The sequence below is a fragment of the Kitasatospora sp. NPDC052896 genome, assembly GCF_044547075.1.
GTDB lineage: Bacteria > Actinomycetota > Actinomycetes > Streptomycetales > Streptomycetaceae > Kitasatospora.
Window position 1 is genome coordinate 109,517 of the sequence record NZ_JBITZU010000003.1, and the last position, 17,902, is coordinate 127,418.

Sequence of the window (17,902 nt, forward strand, 5' to 3'; positions counted from 1 at the left end):
CGGAGCCGTGCATGACAGGGTCAGAACACGGCGCCAGCCTAGAAGCCGGAGTGATCCGCTGGCGAGAGACAGATCAAGCCAGTGACCGGTGAGGTGACGACCGGTCGGACAGCCGTGACGCCTGCCGGGGTCACCCCTGACCGGGTGGAGCCTCACCGCTGGTGTACGGCAGGTGCCCGGCCGGGACCGACCCGAGCCGCCCCGCCCGGTAGTCCTCCATCGCCCGGACCAGCTCCTCCCGGGTGTTCATCACGAACGGCCCGTAGAGCGCCACCGGCTCCCGGATCGGCCGCCCGCCGAGCAGCAGCACCTCCAGCTGCGGCGCCCGGCTCTCCTGCCGCGGCGCGGCGGCCACGGTCAGCGCGTCACCCGGTCCGAAGACGGCCAACTGCCCGAGCCGCACCGGGCGCGCCTCGGCTCCCACGCTGCCCCGGCCGGCCAGCACGTAGGCCAGCGCGTTGAAGTCCGGACGCCACGGCAGCACCAGCTCCGCCCCCGGGCCGAGGGTGGCGTGCAGCAGGGTGATCGGGGTGAAGGTGGAGCCGGGGCCGGTGTGCCCGCCGACCTCGCCGGCGATCACCCGCAGCAGCGCGCCGCCGTCGGGCGAGGCCAGCAGGGCGGCCTCCCGGCCACGGATGTCCTGGTAGCGCGGCGGGTTCCACTTGTCGGCCTTCGGCAGGTTCACCCAGAGCTGGATCCCGTGGAACAGCCCGCCGGAGGCGACCAGGTGCTCGGGCGGCTTCTCGATGTGCAGGATCCCGCTGCCGGCCGTCATCCACTGGGTGTCGCCGTCGGTGATCACCCCGCCCCCGCCGTTGGAGTCGGTGTGCTCGAAGATGCCGTCGATCATGTACGTGACGGTCTCGAAGCCGCGGTGCGGGTGCCACGGAGTCCCCTTGGCCTCGCCGGGCGCGTACTCCACCTCACCCATCTGGTCCATGTGCACGAACGGGTCGATGTCCTGCAGGCTCACCCCGGCGAAGGCGCGTCGGACCGGGAAGCCCTCGCCCTCCAGCCCGCTGGGCGCGCTGGTCACCGACCGCACCGGTCGCTGGACGGCGGCCGCGGGCTCCGGCCGGGGGACTCGCGGCAGGGCCAGGATGTTCTCGACCGTGACGGCAGGCATGGTGGGCTCCTTCACCGGCGATGTCCGGACGCGCTCGGCCCCCGCGCCGTGCCGGGCGGTGTCCTCAGCCTAGCCAGCCCGGACGGGCCGCGCAGGGGGGAGCGGGAGCGGGGAGCACCGGCCGCGCCCGGCCGGCCCGCTCGGGCGGGCTCGTCGCATGGCCGCCGACCCTCCGTCGCGGCCGGCCACGCCCCGGACTCCGCACGAACAGGCCCTGCGGCACGTCGCGTCCCGGTCGTCGGGCGGGCCGCTCGCCCCGGTCACCACCGGGCCCAGTTCGGCGCACCGTGACGGCGTGGCGCCCAGCGGCTGCCGGCGGCGGGTCCAAGTCCGCACCGCAGGCTGTCAGTTCCGCGCCGTGGGGTTCTCCTCGGCGGACAAGTGCGAGGGGGCAGCGATGAGTTGGGCGAGCGCCCGGATCCAGGACGTGGTCGGTCGGGCGCTGCCACCCTCGTGGCGCGACGGCCACCCGGGCCGCGGCATTGGACGGCCCTCGCCGGACCCCGCGCTTCGGCCGAGCGGCGCAGCGATCACGGCAAGAGCCGTGAGGTTCAGTTTGCTGGAAGATGCGGGCCGCGTCGAGCCCCTGACCAAGGTATTCGTGCCGGGGCCGACCTTCCCGGGTCGGTTCAGGCGGTCGCGGGCCCGGTTCCGTCGCGTTCCCAGAGGATCAGGGCGAGCAGCGGCACCGCCGTCGCGGTCAGTGCGGCCGCACCGCCGACCCAGCATGCGGCGGGCAGGCCCAGCGCCGCGACCCCGGCGGCGGCCGACAGCCGGGCCGGCTGCCACACCCCGGACAGCGAGCGGTGGAAGAGCCCGAGGCCGAGCAGGAAGAGCACCGTGCCGACCGGCAGCAGCAGCGCGGACGTTCCGTGCAGCGGCCGTTCGAAGTGGCGGATCGCCTCCTGCATCCCGACCGCCGCGACGGCGATGCCGAAGATCATGACCAGGTACGAGTAGCCGAAGGCGTAGACCGCCACCCGCGGGCGGCGCGCCATCGGTACCCGCTCCAGCAGCCGCGCGCTGTCGTGTTCCTCGCGATCGAAGTAGAGCCACCACATGGCGGCGCTCAGCACGAGCGCCAGCAGCGCGCCGAGGACCACCGTCACCAGGTCGTCCAGCCGGGTGGCCGCGGCGCCGACCTCGGTGATCGACTCCCCGAGCACGATGATCACGGCCAGCCCGTGCCGCTCCACGAAGTGCCCCACCCCGACGGTGAATCCGGTCGGCCCACTGAGCAGGGGCGTCAGCCATTCCAACAGGCAGGCCAGTGCCCACACCCACACCCTCAGGTGGGCGGGAGCGAGGCCGGCCGCCAGCACGATCAGCGCGCTGGCCACGTTGAACGGTCCGATCCCCTTGATGCCGCGATGGCCCGAGGTGCCGATGAAGCCGACCGTGTGCACCGCCACCACCAACAGGTAGGCCGCTCCGAACACCACTCCCCACGGGCCCGGCCCGTCCGCCCTGGGCACCGCCAGGGACATCACGAAGAACCCCGCCGTCCCGGTCAACAGCAGCAGCCGCGGTCCGGTCCGGTCGAGGTCGAGGGCGTTGGTGAGCCAGGCGTAACCCCCGTACATCCACCAGGTGATGGTCAGCAGCACCCCGGTCCGTGCCAGTCCGGCGGTGGAGGGCGCGGCGGCGAGCACCGACGCGATCTGCGTGATGGTGAAGACGAAGACCAGGTCGAAGAAGAGCTCGAGCGGCCGTACGGCCTCCGCGGCGGCGGCTTTGGTCGTCCCATGTGTCACGGAGGCGATTGTCGCAGTGCGCCGCGAGCAGCACGCGCCGTTACTCGATCACCGGCTTGCGGTCGCCGCCGCCGTCGTCGGACGGCTGCTCGCCCCGTGCCTGGATCGCCTTCAGGACGGCCGCCATGTCGGCGCCGGCGAAGCCGAGTTGGGCGGTCTCGGCGTAGAGCGCGCGGCAGACGTCGAGCAGCGGGGAGGAGATGCCGGCGGCCCGGGCGGCCGCGGTGATCAGCTCGGTGTTCTGCCGGACGTCGGTGATGGCGGCCTGTACGGAGAAGTCCTCGGCGACCAGTTTGGGCGCCTTGACCCGCATGACCGGGCTCGCCATCGGGCCCGCGTCGAGCACCTCGACGAACCGGTCGAGATCGAGTCCGTGCCGGCCGGCGAAGTGGACCGCCTCGGCCAGTCCGGTCACCACGGTGATCAGGAAGATGTTCACCGAGAGTTTCATGAGCAGGCCGCCCGGCACCGGGCCGCACAACGCCGTCTCGCGGCACATCGGTTCCAGCAGCGGACGCACCAGCTCGACCGCAGCCGGCTCGCCGGCCAGCATCGCGACCAGTTCGCCCGCCTCGGCCGGGGTGCGCGAACCGGAGACCGGGGCCTCGACGTAGTGGCCGCCGGCGGCCCGGATGTCGGCTTCGAGCTGTTGCGAGTAGGCCGGCGCGGTGGTGCCCATGTGGACGACGGTGCGGCCGGCCACCCGCTCGGCGAAGGCCGGCGTGCCCCGACCGAGGACGGCGTCGACGGCGTCGCCGTCGACCAGCATGACGAGGACCACGTCCGACCGCGCGAAGACGGTGGCCGCGTCGGGGGCCACCTCCGCCCCGGCCGCCCGCAGCACGCTGGTCTTCGCCGGGGTGCGGTTCCAGACCAGCAGCGGGATCCCCGCCCGGACCAGATTGAGGGCCATCGGCTCGCCCATGACGCCGAGCCCGAGGAATCCCACGTTCGGTGCGCGCATGGTCAACAGTCTTGCACGGCAAGGGGCGGAGGACCTCCGGTCCGCAGCAGGCGGCACGGCCAACCAAGCATAATGGTTTTCGTTTTCATCTGGTGTATGGTCAGTCCGACCCGCCCACCAGTCGAAGGGACTCCCACCGTGGCCAAGCCCGCCCAGGCGCGCCGGAGCCGGACCCCGCGCCCCAACCCGCTCCACGCGGCCGGCATCAGCTACATCGACTACAAGGACACCACCCTGCTGCGGAAGTTCATCTCCGACCGGGGCAAGATCCGCAGCCGTCGCGTCACCCGGCTCACCGCACAGCAGCAGCGCCAGATGGCCCGGGCGATCAAGAACGCCCGCGAGATGGCCCTGCTGCCGTACGCCTCCCCGGCGGCCGGCCGGTGATGCCGACCGCCACCCGGCCCGTCGCGACCCAGCCCGTCGCCACCCGGCCCGCCGGCACCCGCCTCCCGGTCACCGTCCTCTCCGGCTTCCTGGGCGCGGGCAAGACCACCCTGCTCAACCACCTCCTGCACAACCGCGAGGGCCTGCGGGTCGCCGTCATCGTCAACGACATGAGCGAGGTCAACATCGACGCCGCCCTGGTCCGCGACGGTGGGGGAGCCCTCTCCCGGACCGAGGAGCGGTTGGTGGAGATGACCAACGGCTGCATCTGCTGCACCCTGCGCGACGACCTGCTGGAGGAGGTCGACCGGCTCGCCCGGGCCGGCCGCTTCGACTACCTGCTGATCGAGTCCAGCGGCATCTCCGAGCCCATGCCGGTCGCGGCCACGTTCGCCTTCGCCCGCGACGACGGCGCGACCCTCGGCGACGTCGCCCGCCTCGACACCATGGTCACCGTGGTCGACGCGGCCAACTTCCTGCCCGAGCTGCGCGGTGGCGACGAGCTGACCGCGCGCGGGCTCGACCAGTACGAGGAGGACGAACGAACCGTCAGCGACCTGCTGATGGACCAGGTGGAGTTCGCCGACGTCATCGTCCTCAACAAGACCGACCTGGTCACTCCGGGCCAGACCGACCGCCTCGCGGCGGCGCTCGCCCGACTCAATCCCGCGGCCCGGATCGTGCGGGCCACGGCCGGCCGGGTCCCGCCCGCCGAACTCCTCGGCACCGGCCTGTTCGACCTGGCGAAGGCCCAGGAGGCGCCCGGTTGGGTGGCGGAACTCAACGGCGACCACGTGCCGGAGACCGAGGAGTACGGCATCAGCAGCCTGGTCTTCCGCGCCGCGCGCCCCTTCCACCCCGGCCGGCTCTGGGAGTTGGTGAGCGAGCGGCTCGACACCGGCGAGTTCGGCACGGTGCTGCGCTCCAAGGGCTTCTTCTGGCTGGCCACCCGCCCGGGCGTCACCGGCCTGTGGTCACAGGCGGGTTCGGTCGCCCGCTTCGAACCTGTCGGGACCCGGTCGGCGGACGACGAGCCGGGCAGGCCCGATCCGGGGCGGCCGTCGGGCCAGGAGCTCGTCTTCATCGGAACCGAGCTGGCCGCGGACGCGCTGCGCACCGCACTCACCGGCTGCCTGCTGGACGAGGCCGAGCACGCGGCCGGCCCGCGGGCCTGGGTGGGGCTCGACGACCCGTTCCCGGCCTGGGACCCACACGACCACCACGACACCGACCACTGACCCCCACCCCGCGAAGGAGCACCCGACATGGCCGTACCCAAGCGCAAGACGTCCCGCAGCAACACCCGCCACCGCCGGGCCCAGTGGAAGGCGACCCGGCCCGACCTGGTGCCGATCACCGTCGACGGCCGCGAACACCTCGTCCCCCGCCACCTGGTCCGCGCCTACCAGCGCGGGCTGATCACCCCGTAGGGCCCGGCCGGCACCTCCGCCCGCGGCGCCGCCGCACCGCCCAAACGTGCGGCGGCCGCGGGCAGCCGCGCCGCGCTGACCACGCCGAGTGAGGAGCCGACCACGCAGGAGGGGGGGAAGCGCCTGGGGCGGGAGCCTGGCCAGCGCCTTCCTGTACGGCGGCTGAACGTCCCTTCAGGAGCGCTTCAGCTGCCGATGACTAGGGTCGCCGATCGTGTCCGGAGCCGAGCGGAGGCTCCTTGACTGCACCGGAGGTCAGCAGCCCATGTCCCTGCCCAGCACAGCGGTACCCGAGCCGGCCGCGAGCCGCGGCGACGTTCGGATCGCGGTCCAGGCGACCGGCCTGGTCAAGACCTACGGCAGCGGCGACGCCCAGGTCCGCGCCCTGGACGGGGTGTCGGCCGAGTTCGCGGCCGGTGAGTTCACCGCGATCATGGGCCCGTCCGGCTCCGGCAAGTCCACCTTCATGCACTGTCTGGCCGGCCTGGACACGCTGGACGGTGGTGCCGTCACCATCGGCGGCACCACCATCACCGGCATGAAGGACCGCAAGCTCACCCAGCTGCGGCGGGACCGGATCGGCTTCATCTTCCAGGCGTTCAACCTGCTCCCCACGCTCACCGCCGAGCAGAACATCCTGCTCCCGCTGAGCCTGGCCGGCCGCAAGCCCGACCCGGAGTGGTACGCCCGGCTCATCGAGGTGGTCGGCCTCAAGGACCGCCTGGGCCACCGCCCGTCCCAGCTCTCCGGCGGCCAGCAGCAGCGCGTCGCCTGTGCCCGGGCGCTGGTCGGCAAGCCCGAGGTGGTCTTCGCCGACGAGCCCACCGGTAACCTGGACTCGCGCTCCGGCGCCGAGGTGCTCGGCTTCCTGCAGAAGTCGGTGCGCGAGCTCGACCAGACCGTGATCATGGTCACTCACGACCCGGCCGCCGCCTCCTACGCGGACCGCGTGGTCTTCCTCGCCGACGGCCGCCCGGCCGGCGAGCTGGCCGACCCGACCGCCGAGTCGGTGCTGGACCACCTGATGCGCGCGGGGCGGTGACCTGATGTTCCGCACGACTCTGGCCGGGCTGCTGGCCAACAAGGTCCGGCTGCTGCTCTCCTCGGTCGCCATCTTCCTCGGCGTCGGCTTCGTGGCCGGCACCCTGGTGCTGAGCGCCTCGATGCAGCAGTCCTTCATGGACAGCTTCGCCCGTGACGCCAAGGGCGTCGACGCCGCTGTGCTCACCGACCAGGGCGCCGGCGGGTTCGGCGGTCCCGGCGGCCACGGTGGGCAGGGCGGTGACAACAGCGACCTGCTGCCCATCGCCGCGCTGGACGCGATCCGCGCCGTCCCCGGCGTCGCCGCCGCCGAGGGCCGGCTCAGCGGTTCCGCGCCGCTGCTCGGCGCCAACGGCAAGGTGATCACCAACGGTGACCGCCCCGGTGCCGGCATGGCCGTCGCGCAGGACGCCGCGCTGCGCGGCTTCACCCTCGACTCCGGCCGCGCCCCGACCGCCGACAGCGAGGTGGTGGTCGACCAGGCCACCGCCACCGCCCAGCACTTCACGCTCGGCCAGCAGGTCGGCGTGGTCGACCTGAACTCCACGGTCGAGCACTTCACCGTGGTCGGCACCATCGACACCGGCTCCAACAAGGCCTTCAGCAACGGCAGCGTGGTCGGCTTCACCACCCCAGTCGCCGAGCGGATCACCGGCGTCACCGGTTACAGCCAGATCAACGTCCGTGCCGCGAGCGGCACTTCGCCGGCCACCCTGGTCTCCCGGATCTCCGCGCTGAGCCAGGTCCACGGCGACCAGGTGCTCACCGGCAGCGCGCTGGCCACCCAGGAGGCCGACAAGGTCGTCCACTTCACCTCGGTCTTCACCGACGCGTTGCTGATCTTCGCGGTGGTCGCGCTCTTCGTGGCCTCGCTGGTCATCTACAACACGTTCACCATCCTGATCGCCCAGCGGATGCGCGAACTCGCGCTGCTGCGCTGCGTCGGCGCCTCGCGCAGGCAGGTCTTCGGCAGCACGCTGCTGGAGGCGGCGATCGTCGGTCTGCTCGCCTCGCTGCTCGGCATCGTGGTCGGCGTGCTGCTGGCGCTCGGCATGATGGCCGTGCTCAGCGCCTTCGGCGCGAGCTTCCCGAGCACCTCGCTGGTGGTCACCCCGCAGACGGCGCTGGCCTCGATGCTGGTGGGTACCGTGGTCACGGTCGGCTCGGCGCTGGTGCCGGCGCTGCGCTCCACCCGGGTGCCGCCGGTCGCGGCGCTCGGCGACCAGTACGAGCCGCCGGCCGAGTCCAGGAAGGTCGGCTGGCTGCGGCTCGCGATCATCGTGGTGTTCGGCTCGGCCGGCCTCGGCCTGGCGGTGCTCGGCCACGGCGACAGCTCCGGCCCCGACGGCCTGTTCAAGATCGTGGGCGGCGGCTGCGTGCTCTTCGTCGGCGTGCTGGCGGCCGGCCCGCTCTTCGTCGGTCCGCTGACCCGGGTCTTCGGCGTGATCCCGTCGCTCTTCCTCGGCGCGCCCGCCAAGCTGGCCACCGCCAACGCCACCCGCAACCCGTTCCGGGCCGCGTCCACCACGGCGGCGCTGACCATCGGCGTCACCCTGGTCACCCTGTTCACCATCATCTCGGCCTCGGTCACCGCCTCGGCGGCCGCGACCATCACCAAGCACTACCCGTTCGACTACCAGGTCGCGCCGCTCACCGGCGGCGGCCGGGGCCCGGGAGGCGACGGCGGACCGGTCGGCCACGGCGGACCGAACGCCCGGACCGTGCCGCAGTCGGTGGTCGCCGCGCTGCACGCCCGGCCGGAGCTGAACGTGGTCGCCGCCGAGTACGCCGACTCGCTCACCGTCAACGGCCACGACGCACGGGTGACCGCGATGGACCCGGACGCCTACGGCACGGTCTTCCTGCCCACCCTCACCAGCGGCTCGCTCGCCGACCTCCAGCCCGGCACCATCGGCCTGGACAGCGCCACCCTGGCCCGCACCGGTGCCCAGGCCGGCGGCACGGTGACCGTGCAGACCCCGGACGGCGGCACCGTCAACGCCAAGGTGGTCACCGTGATGACCAGCGGTGACGCGATCCCCGAGGTGCTGATGCCGGTCGCCGACTTCCAGCGCGACTTCCGGCCGAGCGGCGCGAGCAGTGTCTCCATCACCGCCAAGCACGGCGTCTCCACCGACGACTCGCTGGCCGCCGTGAACGCAGCCACGGCCAGCGACGCGCTGCTGACCGTGCAGAGCGCGACCCAGTACAAGGCCAGCCTCGGCGGTGGGATCAGCAGCGTGCTGACCTTCTTCAGCGCGCTGGTCGGCCTGGCCATCCTGATCGCGCTGTTCGGCATCGCCAACACGCTCTCGCTCTCGGTCATCGAGCGCACCCGGGAGTCCGCGATGCTGCGGGCGATCGGCCTGGGCAAGGGGCAGCTGCGCGGGATGCTGGTGCTGGAGGCCGTGCAGATGTCGCTGGTGGGCGCGGTGGTCGGCGTGCTGCTGGGCGGGCTGTTCGGCTGGGCCATCATGGGCGCCTTCATCAAGGGCAGCGGTGGCACCGGCGTCACCGTCTACCCGGCGGGGCAGCTCGTGCTGTACGTGGTGATCGCGGCGGTGGCCGGCGTCGTCGCCTCGCTGCTGCCGGCCCGGCGGGCGGCCCGGACCTCGATCGTCTCCGCCCTGGCGGGCTGAGGCCCCGGATACCGCCGACGGCGGTGACCAGCACCCGCTGGTCACCGCCGTCGCGGCGTTCTGGGGCGCTACTTGCCGACGGCGGTGATCCACTCGTCGATGGTGACGACCTCCGCCTGTCGGGGGAACACCTTCTCGGTGAGCACCCGGTGCACCTCGGGGTCGGCGTCCAGGCAGCCGTCCGCCAGGACGGTGAGGCCGAAGTCCAGGTCGGCGGCCTGGCGCAGGGTGGAGAGCACGACCCCGCTGGTGGCGATGCCGGTCAGGACCAGGCTGTCGATGCCACCGGCCCGCAGCACCATGTCCAGGTCGCTGCCGGCGAACGCGCTGACCCGCTTCTTGGTGACCACGAGCTCGCCGGGAGCGGGCGTGACGTCCGGGTGGATCCGCGCGTTGGGGTCACCCTCGGCGAAGGCGCCGCCCTGGGCGAGGCCGCCGAAGGCCTTGTTGCGCGGGCTGACCTCCGGGTGGCCGGCGCGGAACCCGATGACCACGTGGATCACCGGGAGACCGGCGGCCCGGGCGGCGTCGATCGCCCGGCCCAGCCGCGGCAGGTAGCCGTCGTCCGGCACGCGGTTCACGATGCCCTGCTGGACGTCCATCACGAGGAGGGCGCTACGCGACATGCTCACTGTCCTTTCTTCGAGCCGGTCGGGAGGTCCGAGCCGGCGGGGGTGGGGCGGCCGCGCAGCGCCGAGGCGAGCGCGCCGACCAGGGCCATCGCCGCGGCCGCGCCGAAGACGGTGACGAGCCCGTGGTGGAAGGGGCCGGAGACCAGCTCGGGGAAGAACCGGTTCCCGGTCAGGGCCCGTACGTTGGTCGCGGGCAGGGTGTTCAGCACGCCGCTGGGCCCGAGCAGGTGGCCGACCGGGTTGTTGCCGAGGAAGGTGGCGAACAGCGTGCTCACCGGCGGCAGCCCGGCCAACTGGTCGGCCGTAGCGGCGGGCACGCCCTGGGCCTGCAGACCGCTGGCCATCGTGTGCGGCAGAGATCCGGCCAGTCCGGCGACCATCAGCGAGAAGAACAGCCCGATCGACAGCGCGGTGCCCGAGTTCTGGAACGTCGAGCGCATGCCGGAGGCCACCCCGCGCTGCTCCGGCGGCACGCTGCCCATGATCGCCGAGGTGTTGGGGGCGGAGAACATCCCCTGGCCGAGCCCGCTGAGCAGCAGCAGGGCCGCGAACGCCGGGTAGGGGAAGTCGACCGGCAGCGCGACCAGTCCGACGAACGAGACGGCCACCAGCAGCAGGCCGGTGGTGGCGAACAGCCGCGAGCCGAACCGGTCCGAGAGGTAGCCGGAGGCCGGGCCGCCGATCAGGAACCCGACGGTCAGCGGCAGCATGAAGATGCCGGCCCACAGCGGGGTGCGCTCGAAGTCGTAGCCGTGCAGCGGCAGCCAGATGCCCTGCAGCCAGATGATCAGCATGAACTGCATGCCACCGCGGGCGATGGCGATCAGCAGCGCCGCCAGGTTCCCGGCGGCGAACGCGCGGATCCGGAACAGCCGGAGCTGGAACATCGGCTCGGCGATCCGGGTCTCCGCGACGCAGAACACCGCGAGCAGCAGGACGCCGGTGCTCAGCCCGCCCAGCACCCACGGGTTGGTCCAGCCGGTGGAGTGGCCGCCGTAGGGCTGGATGCCGTAGGTGATGGAGGCGAGCAGGGAGCCGGCCCCCGCGGTGAAGGTGAGGTTGCCGACCCAGTCGATCCGGCCCGGCCGGCGGGTGCCGGTCTCGCGCAGGCTGCGGTACGACCAGAAGGTGCCGACCACCCCGAACGGGACGCTGACCCAGAACACCGCCCGCCAGTCGACGGTGGCCAGCACCCCACCGGCGAGCAGGCCGAGGAACATGCCCGCCAGGCCGGTGATCTGGTTGATGCCCAGCGCCATGCCGCGCTGCCGGGCGGGGAAGGCGTCGGTGAGGATCGCCGCCGAGTTCGCGGTCAGCATCGCTCCGCCCACGGCCTGCACGATCCGGAAGCCGATCAGCCAGAGCGCGCCACCACCGCCCTTCAGCGGATCGAGCGAGAGGGCGAGCGAGGCGCAGGCGAAGACGGCGAAGCCCAGGTTGTACATCCGGACCCGGCCGAACATGTCGCCGAGCCGGCCCAGGGCGACCACCAGCACCGCGGAGACCAGCGTGTAGCCCAGGATCATCCAGAGCAGGTAGCCGATGTTGCCGGGGGCGAGCGGATCCAGCCCGATGCCGCGGAAGATCGCCGGCAGCGAGATGATCACGATCGAGCTGTCTATGGTCGCGATCAGCACGCCCATGGTCGTGTTGGAGAGTGCGACCCACTTGTAGCGTTCGCTCCTGCCGCGCCCGACGTCGGCGTGGTCGACGTCGGTGGCCGCGGTGGCCGAGCTCTTCGGCCCGGTCCCGGTCGTCACAACCGCTCCGCGAGGCGGTCGAGCAGTGGCAGCGCCGCGACCAGCTGCTGGCGCTCGGCGGGGGTGAACTCCTCCTCGACGGCGGTGGCCAGGAGCCGCACGGTCTCCGAGCGCCGGTCGGTCACCATCCGCCGGCCCGCCTCGGTGATCGTCATGACCGAGCGCCGGCCGTCGGCCGGGTCCGGCCGGCGGCTCACCAGACCGCGTTCCTCCAGCCCGGCCAGGGTGGTCGCCATGGCCTGCGGGCGCACCCGCTCCAGCTGGGCCAGCGCCCCCGGGGAGGCCGCGCCGTCCCGGTCCAGCCGGGTCAGCACGGACGCCTCGGAGTGGGTCACGTCCCCCACGGTGTGGGCCTGCCGCGCCCGGCGGGCGATCCGGCCCACGATCAGCCGGAGCGCCGCTCCGACCTCGACCGCGTCGGCCGCGGGTGATCTCATCTCGTCCATGGATAGTAACAGTAGCTTAATCAATTGATTGTTACTACTTCTGGGTGGCGATCTCCGGCCCGGCGGCCGCCGACGAGCGGGGCCGTGCCGCCGGCCGCAGACTGCAGGTATGACGACCTCGACCTTCGACGGCCCGGCGACGGTCTTCGGCCCGGGCGGCGCGATCCCGGTGCACGCCGAGCTCACCGGGGAGCGGCCGGCGCAGGGGCCGGAGAGCTGGAACGGCGACCTCTGGGCGGTCGCGCCGGAGGAGGACTTCGCCGCGCTGCTCGGCTCCCGCGCCGGGCGCCTGCAGTTCCGGGACGGCGAGACCCGGGAGTTCGTCGTCAGGCGTGTCGTCCAGGGGGAGGAGCGGGCGCTGCTGCACGTCACGGGGAGCGGCCCGGTTCCGTTCTGACCGGCGCCGACGCGGCTGACGGGTACCCGAACTCCGGCTGAACGGGGTTGCGGGCCGCGGGCGGACTCGGGGAGATTCGATGAAGTCGGCCGCCGCGATTTGCCGTTGACTGACTGTCATGGCAATGATCATTTGCGTCCCCAGCCGCAGCACCCTCCCGTGGAGCACCTGATGACGCACGCCCGAAAGCGATCACTCCGGCGCCGGGCCGCCCTGGCCCTGGCCGCCTGCACGTTGGCCGGATCGGCGGCCGTCGTCGTCGAGACCGGCGCCGAGGCCGGCATGACCACCCGCCCGAAGTCCGCCGCCGGCGCGACCGGTCAGTGGATCACCTTCGCCAACAACCACCTGAGCTACGGTCACGACGCCCAGGGCAACCGGATACCCGACTACTCGTTCGCCGGCTACGACGGAGGCGGTGTCCCGCTGCCCACCGTGGCCACCAAGGTGACCGTCCCGGCGCCCGGCGGCGGGGACGACACCGGCGCCGTCCAGGCGGCGATCGACAAGGTCTCCGCGCTCCCGCTGGACGCCAACGGCTTCCGCGGGGCGGTCCAACTCGCCGCCGGGAGCTACCAGATCGCCGGCAGCCTGACCATCAACGCCTCCGGCGTGGTGCTGCGCGGGGCCGACGGCAACGCCGCCGACACCACCCTGGTGGCGCGGGGCGCGAACGCGCGCACGCTGCTGGACATCGGCGGCAGGTCCAGCTACCAGACGCTGGGCACCGCGCAGCCGGTCACCGACGGCTACGTCCCGGTGGGCGCGACCTCGCTCACCATGGGGAGTACGGCCGGGTTCGCGGTCGGCGACCAGGTGGTGATCGAACGCCCCACCACCCAGTCCTGGATCGACGCGCTCGGCATGAACGGCGTCTGGTCGCCCAACTGGAGCCTGCGCTCGGAGCGCACCATCACGGGCATCCAGGGGAACCGGATCACCTTCGACGCGCCGCTCACCACCGCGCTGGAGAAGCAGTACACCCAGGCGACCGTCTACCACTACAGCTTCCCGCGGATCGACCACGTCGGCATCGAGAACCTGAGCGCCGACGGTCAGGCGATGGCTGCCGACCCCGACTACGCCACGGACTTCTACAACTCGGCCTTCGGCGTGTTCAACGCCGTCCAGGACTCCTGGGTCAGCAATGTGACGACCCATCACTTCGGCGACTACGGCGTGGCCCTGCCGAGCGAGCAGAGTCGCCGGATCTCCGAGGTGCACACCTCCGCCCTGGATATGGTGACCAACCTCAACACCTCGGCCAGGTCCTTCGGTTACCTCATCCAGGGACAGCAGAACCTGATCCAGGACTGCACCCTCACCGCCGCGAAGATCCACGCCTTCGTCACCGACGGCCGCCAGTCCGGCCCGAACGTGTTCTCCCACTGCACCGCGACCACCACTGACGTCAGCTACGACGCCGGCGGTCACGAGCGTTGGGGCAGCGGCACGTTGTACGACGACGTCAGCATCCAGGGCACCCTGGACCTGGTGAACAACGGCACCCGGGGCACCGGCCACGGCTGGTCGGACGCCAACAGCACGGCCTGGAACTGCGACACCACCGCGGGTTACGAGATCCAGAACCCGCCCACCGCCCACAACTGGGCGATCGGCTGCACCGGTTCGGTGCTGAAGGGCACCGACGGCGGGTTGCAGTCGGCAGGCGGCAACGTCGGACCGGCCAGCCTCTACGACGAGCAGCTCCGCGAGCGCCTCGCCGGTGCGCCTGCCGGGAGGTAGCGCTCCCCGGCACCCCGGCGACGCGTCCGGGTGTTTCCGGTCCTGACGTGGTACTCAGGACCGGAAGCACCCGGGCTCCGGGTGCCGCGGCCAGAAGGAGCAGCACACATGGCGGATGACGCGCAGGCCGGCCGGGCGCCCAGCGCCACCGGGACGGTGACGGTGCCCAGCCCGTTCCCGGTCGACGCCACCGCGGACCGCCTCGCGGCCGCGATCCGGCAGCGGGGCCTGATCCTGTTCGCGGAGGTGGACCACAGCGGCGGTGCCCACGAGGTGGGGCTCGCGATGAACGACGCCCGCCTGCTGATCTTCGGTCACCCCCGCGGCGGCACGCCGGCCATGGTCGCCGCCCCGCTGCTCGGCCTGGAGCTGCCGCTGCGGGCGCTGGTCTGGGCCGACGACGACGGGCGGTGCTGGGTGAGCTACCAGGACCCCGCCGACCTGGCCCGCCGCTTCCAGCTCACCGACGAGCTGGTGGCGCCCCTGTCGGGCGTCGCGCGGCTGGTGTCCGCCGCCCTGTCCTAGGCCTGGGGCCTCAGCCGGCGAAGTCCTGGGTGAGCCAGATCGTGCCGCTGGAGTCGCGCATGATCGCGATGCCGACCCGGGTGAAGGACGAGCTGAGGATGTTCTGCCGGTGGCCGTCGTTCGGCGGCTTCTCGTCGAGCATGGACTGGGTCAGGCCGACCGCCATCGAGGCGATCGACGAGTCCGTCGCGCTGACCGGGCCGCCCTCGCCGATGTTCTCACCGGCGGAACTCCACTGCACGCCCTGGTCCTGCTCGCGCTGCCCGAACGCCGGCTCGCCGGGGCACTGGTGGGAGAGACCGCAGCCGCCCGCCATCACCTGGTTGTGGGCCGCCGCGCTGCGGTTGAGGCCGTCGTCGAGGGTGTACGCGGGCAGGCCCTGGGCGGCGCGGGCCTGGTTGATCAGGTTCAGCACCTGCTGCACGGCATCGCTGTCGGTCGCCGAGGGGGTGACGGCCGGAACGGGCGCGGCGGGTGCCGAGGAGGCGGGGGAGGGGGCGGTGGACGACGCCCGGGTGGGCACGGCTGCCGCGGCGGTGGGGGAGGCCGCCGGGCTCGGCGTGGCGGAGGGCGCGCTGGTCGGGGCGGACGGGGTGGTCGGGGCCGGGTGGGTCGGGGGCTGGTTGGCCGCCCCGCCCGACCCCTGGGGTATCGGCGACTGCGACGGGCGCGCGGACGGCACCGGCTGCCCGCCCAGGGCCGCCGCCACCGGGGGGCTCTGCCGGTCAGCCGATCCGGCCGCCACCGGCGCCGGCCGGCCACCCGTGCCGCCGACGCACGCGAAGGCCGTTCCGCCGCCGATCACGGCGACGGCGGCGGCACTCGTCACGACCAGCCGCAGCCGTGGCGGACGTGGGCTGCGGTGTCTGCGAGTGGCCTGCGGCGGTATGTCGACACGGCGGTGGGAGCTCATCTGGGCTTTCACCTCGGGGAGTTGGTGAGTGGAGCCGGATCCCCGCTCGGCGGGCGGCTTCGAACAGCGAGTACGAACCTAGGCGGTTTCCGCGCTCCGAACCGCCCTGGAGGCCTGCCTTCAGTGGTTCTTAAGGAACCCCTCACCTGCTGCTTCACCGCGTCCGCGGGCGCGGTGGCCCCCGGGGTTACCGCGAGGCGGGGCGGGGGCGGACCCGGGCGGCGAGCAGCGCGATGTCGTCCTCGGCCGGGTGCGGGGTGAGGCCGTGCAGGACGGCGTCGAGCACGTCGTCGAGGTCGCCGGCGGCCGGCAGCGTCAGCGCTCCCAGCCGGGCGAGCGAGGCGTCGATGTCCTCCTCGCGGCGCTCGACCAGGCCGTCGGTGTAGAGCAACAGCACCTGGTCCGGCAGGAGTTCGCGGGTGGCCTGCTCGTAGCCGCCGAGCCCGGTGCCCAGCGGCGGGCCGGTCGGGACGTCGACGAACTCGTTGGGCCGGCCCGGCGTGAGCAGCGCGGGTGGCAGGTGGCCGGCGCTGGAGAGGGTCCACCGGTTGCGGGCCGGGTCGGCCAGCGCGAGCAGGCAGGTGGCCGGCCGGGCCGACTCGTTCTCGCAGATCAGGGTGTCCAGTTGGCGCAGGATCCGGTGCGGCGGCAGATCCGTGCTGGCCACGTAGCGCAGCATCGAGCGGTAGTTGCTCATGTCCACGGCCGCCTCGACACCGTGGCCCATCACGTCGCCCATCACCAGCAGGGTGCGCCCGAACGGCAGCCGGACGGTCTCGTACCAGTCACCGCCCACCACCGAGCTGGTGCCGGAGGGGAGGTAGCGGGAGGCGAGCTCCAGGTTGGGGTGCGGGTTGCCGGGCTCGGCCAGCAGCGCGCGCTGCAGCTCCAGCGCGATGCCCTGCGAGCGGGTGTAGCGACGGGCGTTGTCGACGCTGATCGCGGCCCGGCCGGCCAGGTCCTGGACCAGCTCGATCTCGTCCGTGGTGAAGCCCGCGCCGTCGTCGTGGGCCACGGTCCGGGCCAGCGACAGCACGCCGATCACGTGCCCGCGCGCCGCCAGCGGGACCGCCAGCAGCCAGCCGAGACCGGCTGCCCGGTAGGCCGCCGACGTCTCGGGGTCGGTCGGCGCGCTGCCCGGCGGCTCCTGCCGGCGCAGGCTCGCGAGCACCGGCCGGCCGCTCTCCAGGCTGCGCGCGGCGGCGGAGCCGTCCGGGTGGCGCACCGACTCGCCGGGCCGGGGCAGTTCCCGCACGTACGGGCGCAGCAGCCGCTTGCAGGAGACGGCGGTCCGGTGCAGCCGGGTGCCGCCGGCGGGGGCCGTGCCGCCGTGCTCCGCGGCGTCGTGGGGCACGATCTCCACGGTGGCGAGGTCGGCCATCCGCGCGACGGTGAAGTCGGCCAGCTCGGCGCAGGTGGCGTCGATGTCCAGGGTGGTGCCGATCCGGTCGGCCGCCGCGTCGAGCAGCGCCAGCCGGGCCCGGGCCTGGCCCAGCTCGTGCAGCTGCTGGGCGGCGGACGCCTCGGCCACGCTCGGCAGCGCGGCCGTCGAAGCCGTCGCCGTCTCCGCCGTCGCGGGCGGGGTGAGCACGGTCAGCAGCAGACCGGCCACCTGCCCGGCCGGCTCCAGCCGCCGGCACTGCGCGGTCCAGCCGGTCCGGGCGGTCCGGGCGGTCCGGGCGGACTGGCCGGCGGGGTCGCGAGGGCGGGCCGGGCCGACGGTGACCGGGCGCGACAGCCCGTCCGCGAGGACCTGGTAGAGGGTGTCGACGACCCCGGCGAGCGGCGTCGCGGCAGCCGACCGGCCCAGCAGCTCGGCCGGCGGCAGGCCGGTGGCCACGGTGAACGCCGGGTTCAGCCCCCGCCAGTACAGCCGCTGGTCGAGCACCGCGACCCCGAGCGGGAGCTGCTCGACGGCGGCCCGCAACAGGGCGCCGCTACCGCCCAGTACGGCGGCCGCCGCCGCGTCGACGGAGGCGTCGGCGGCGCTCGGGCCCGGAACGTCGGGGTGCACCGCTGCCTCCTCGAAGACCGTCCGACCACGCCTGCTCATGATCACGCTACCGGAATCCGCCCGCGCCGCTCGGCCTTTCGGGGTGGGAAGCGGATCTCTTCCGTATCGGCTGGTTCAGCTGTTCGACG

Annotated in this window: 16 protein-coding genes; 8 read left to right on the forward strand and 8 right to left on the reverse strand. The window is 73.1% G+C overall.

The annotated features are described in order from the left end of the window. Positions 1–130 precede the first annotated feature (130 nt). The 3 genes from ACIGXM_RS09185 to ACIGXM_RS09195 form a co-directional block, all read right to left on the reverse strand. Positions 131–1,126, reverse strand: coding sequence for a pirin family protein (locus ACIGXM_RS09185; RefSeq protein WP_396558533.1), 996 nt, complete (start codon positions 1,124–1,126; stop codon positions 131–133). Between the two features lie 629 nt (positions 1,127–1,755). Next, entirely contained in the window at positions 1,756–2,880 is a 1,125-nt protein-coding gene (locus tag ACIGXM_RS09190) for a low temperature requirement protein A (protein ID WP_396558535.1), read from the reverse strand. A gap of 40 nt (positions 2,881–2,920) precedes the next feature. After that, positions 2,921–3,844 carry an NAD(P)-dependent oxidoreductase gene (locus ACIGXM_RS09195; RefSeq protein WP_396558537.1) on the reverse strand — a complete coding sequence of 308 codons (924 nt, stop codon included), beginning with the start codon at positions 3,842–3,844 and terminating at the stop codon, positions 2,921–2,923. A gap of 138 nt (positions 3,845–3,982) precedes the next feature. Here ACIGXM_RS09195 and rpsR point away from each other — a divergent pair, with 138 nt between their 5' ends. The 5 genes from rpsR to ACIGXM_RS09220 all read left to right on the forward strand — a co-directional run bounded on the left by rpsR (position 3,983) and on the right by ACIGXM_RS09220 (position 9,341). After that, positions 3,983–4,231 carry a 30S ribosomal protein S18 gene (gene rpsR / locus ACIGXM_RS09200; RefSeq protein WP_396558539.1) on the forward strand — a complete coding sequence of 83 codons (249 nt, stop codon included), beginning with the start codon at positions 3,983–3,985 and terminating at the stop codon, positions 4,229–4,231. After that, positions 4,231–5,469 (forward strand): GTP-binding protein, encoded by a 1,239-nt coding sequence (locus ACIGXM_RS09205; protein ID WP_396558541.1) that lies wholly within the window; start codon positions 4,231–4,233, stop codon positions 5,467–5,469. The genes rpsR and ACIGXM_RS09205 overlap by 1 nt, the downstream gene beginning before the upstream one ends. A 27-nt stretch (positions 5,470–5,496) precedes the next feature. Further along, positions 5,497–5,661 (forward strand): 50S ribosomal protein L32, encoded by a 165-nt coding sequence (gene rpmF, locus ACIGXM_RS09210; RefSeq protein ID WP_396558543.1) that lies wholly within the window; start codon positions 5,497–5,499, stop codon positions 5,659–5,661. A gap of 265 nt (positions 5,662–5,926) precedes the next feature. Next, on the forward strand, positions 5,927–6,703 hold the full coding sequence (locus ACIGXM_RS09215; RefSeq protein WP_396558545.1) for an ABC transporter ATP-binding protein: 777 nt from the start codon (positions 5,927–5,929) through the stop codon (positions 6,701–6,703). 4 nt (positions 6,704–6,707) lie between these two features. Next, complete coding sequence (locus tag ACIGXM_RS09220; RefSeq protein WP_396558547.1) at positions 6,708–9,341, forward strand: ABC transporter permease; 2,634 nt, start codon at positions 6,708–6,710, stop codon at positions 9,339–9,341. 68 nt (positions 9,342–9,409) lie between these two features. On the opposite strand, the gene ACIGXM_RS09225 is transcribed toward ACIGXM_RS09220, so the two are convergent. The 3 genes from ACIGXM_RS09225 to ACIGXM_RS09235 all read right to left on the reverse strand — a co-directional run bounded on the left by ACIGXM_RS09225 (position 9,410) and on the right by ACIGXM_RS09235 (position 12,179). Next, positions 9,410–9,967, reverse strand: coding sequence for a cysteine hydrolase family protein (locus tag ACIGXM_RS09225; protein ID WP_396558549.1), 558 nt, complete (start codon positions 9,965–9,967; stop codon positions 9,410–9,412). Positions 9,968–9,969: 2 nt separating this feature from the next. Continuing rightward, positions 9,970–11,616 (reverse strand): MFS transporter, encoded by a 1,647-nt coding sequence (locus ACIGXM_RS09230; protein ID WP_396559146.1) that lies wholly within the window; start codon positions 11,614–11,616, stop codon positions 9,970–9,972. Between the two features lie 113 nt (positions 11,617–11,729). Beyond that, positions 11,730–12,179 (reverse strand): MarR family winged helix-turn-helix transcriptional regulator, encoded by a 450-nt coding sequence (locus ACIGXM_RS09235; protein WP_396558551.1) that lies wholly within the window; start codon positions 12,177–12,179, stop codon positions 11,730–11,732. Between the two features lie 109 nt (positions 12,180–12,288). Between ACIGXM_RS09235 and ACIGXM_RS09240 the strand changes: the two genes are divergently transcribed. From ACIGXM_RS09240 to ACIGXM_RS09250, 3 genes are all read left to right on the forward strand, one after another. Next, on the forward strand, positions 12,289–12,576 hold the full coding sequence (locus ACIGXM_RS09240) for a hypothetical protein (protein ID WP_396558553.1): 288 nt from the start codon (positions 12,289–12,291) through the stop codon (positions 12,574–12,576). A 171-nt stretch (positions 12,577–12,747) separates the two neighbouring features. Continuing rightward, the gene (locus ACIGXM_RS09245; protein ID WP_396558555.1) at positions 12,748–14,322 is read left to right on the forward strand and encodes a peptidoglycan-binding protein; all 1,575 of its coding nucleotides are present in this window, start codon (positions 12,748–12,750) and stop codon (positions 14,320–14,322) included. A 108-nt stretch (positions 14,323–14,430) separates the two neighbouring features. Further along, complete coding sequence (locus tag ACIGXM_RS09250) at positions 14,431–14,847, forward strand: DUF302 domain-containing protein (RefSeq protein WP_396558557.1); 417 nt, start codon at positions 14,431–14,433, stop codon at positions 14,845–14,847. 10 nt (positions 14,848–14,857) lie between these two features. Here the strand turns inward: ACIGXM_RS09250 and ACIGXM_RS09255 are convergent, their stop codons facing one another. Together ACIGXM_RS09255 and ACIGXM_RS09260 are read right to left on the reverse strand one after the other, a co-directional pair. Then, positions 14,858–15,760 carry a CAP domain-containing protein gene (locus ACIGXM_RS09255; RefSeq protein ID WP_396558559.1) on the reverse strand — a complete coding sequence of 301 codons (903 nt, stop codon included), beginning with the start codon at positions 15,758–15,760 and terminating at the stop codon, positions 14,858–14,860. Between the two features lie 187 nt (positions 15,761–15,947). Further along, positions 15,948–17,813, reverse strand: a complete 1,866-nt coding sequence (locus tag ACIGXM_RS09260; RefSeq protein WP_396558561.1) for a SpoIIE family protein phosphatase — start codon at positions 17,811–17,813, stop codon at positions 15,948–15,950. Between the last annotated feature and the right edge of the window lie 89 nt (positions 17,814–17,902).

Excerpts from the sequence above, each read along its gene's own strand:
- ACIGXM_RS09250 (WP_396558557.1), top strand. The coding sequence starts at position 14,431 with ATGGCGGATGACGCGCAGGCCGGCCGGGCGCCCAGCGCCACCGGGACG.
- ACIGXM_RS09230 (WP_396559146.1), bottom strand. The coding sequence starts at position 11,616 with ATGGGCGTGCTGATCGCGACCATAGACAGCTCGATCGTGATCATCTCG.
- ACIGXM_RS09240 (WP_396558553.1), top strand. The coding sequence starts at position 12,289 with ATGACGACCTCGACCTTCGACGGCCCGGCGACGGTCTTCGGCCCGGGC.
- ACIGXM_RS09260 (WP_396558561.1), bottom strand. The coding sequence starts at position 17,813 with ATGAGCAGGCGTGGTCGGACGGTCTTCGAGGAGGCAGCGGTGCACCCC.
- ACIGXM_RS09195 (WP_396558537.1), bottom strand. The coding sequence starts at position 3,844 with ATGCGCGCACCGAACGTGGGATTCCTCGGGCTCGGCGTCATGGGCGAG.
- ACIGXM_RS09225 (WP_396558549.1), bottom strand. The coding sequence starts at position 9,967 with ATGTCGCGTAGCGCCCTCCTCGTGATGGACGTCCAGCAGGGCATCGTG.
- ACIGXM_RS09185 (WP_396558533.1), bottom strand. The coding sequence starts at position 1,126 with ATGCCTGCCGTCACGGTCGAGAACATCCTGGCCCTGCCGCGAGTCCCC.
- ACIGXM_RS09205 (WP_396558541.1), top strand. The coding sequence starts at position 4,231 with ATGCCGACCGCCACCCGGCCCGTCGCGACCCAGCCCGTCGCCACCCGG.
- ACIGXM_RS09220 (WP_396558547.1), top strand. The coding sequence starts at position 6,708 with ATGTTCCGCACGACTCTGGCCGGGCTGCTGGCCAACAAGGTCCGGCTG.
- ACIGXM_RS09245 (WP_396558555.1), top strand. The coding sequence starts at position 12,748 with ATGACGCACGCCCGAAAGCGATCACTCCGGCGCCGGGCCGCCCTGGCC.
- ACIGXM_RS09255 (WP_396558559.1), bottom strand. The coding sequence starts at position 15,760 with ATGAGCTCCCACCGCCGTGTCGACATACCGCCGCAGGCCACTCGCAGA.
- ACIGXM_RS09235 (WP_396558551.1), bottom strand. The coding sequence starts at position 12,179 with ATGGACGAGATGAGATCACCCGCGGCCGACGCGGTCGAGGTCGGAGCG.
- ACIGXM_RS09215 (WP_396558545.1), top strand. The coding sequence starts at position 5,927 with ATGTCCCTGCCCAGCACAGCGGTACCCGAGCCGGCCGCGAGCCGCGGC.
- rpmF (WP_396558543.1), top strand. The coding sequence starts at position 5,497 with ATGGCCGTACCCAAGCGCAAGACGTCCCGCAGCAACACCCGCCACCGC.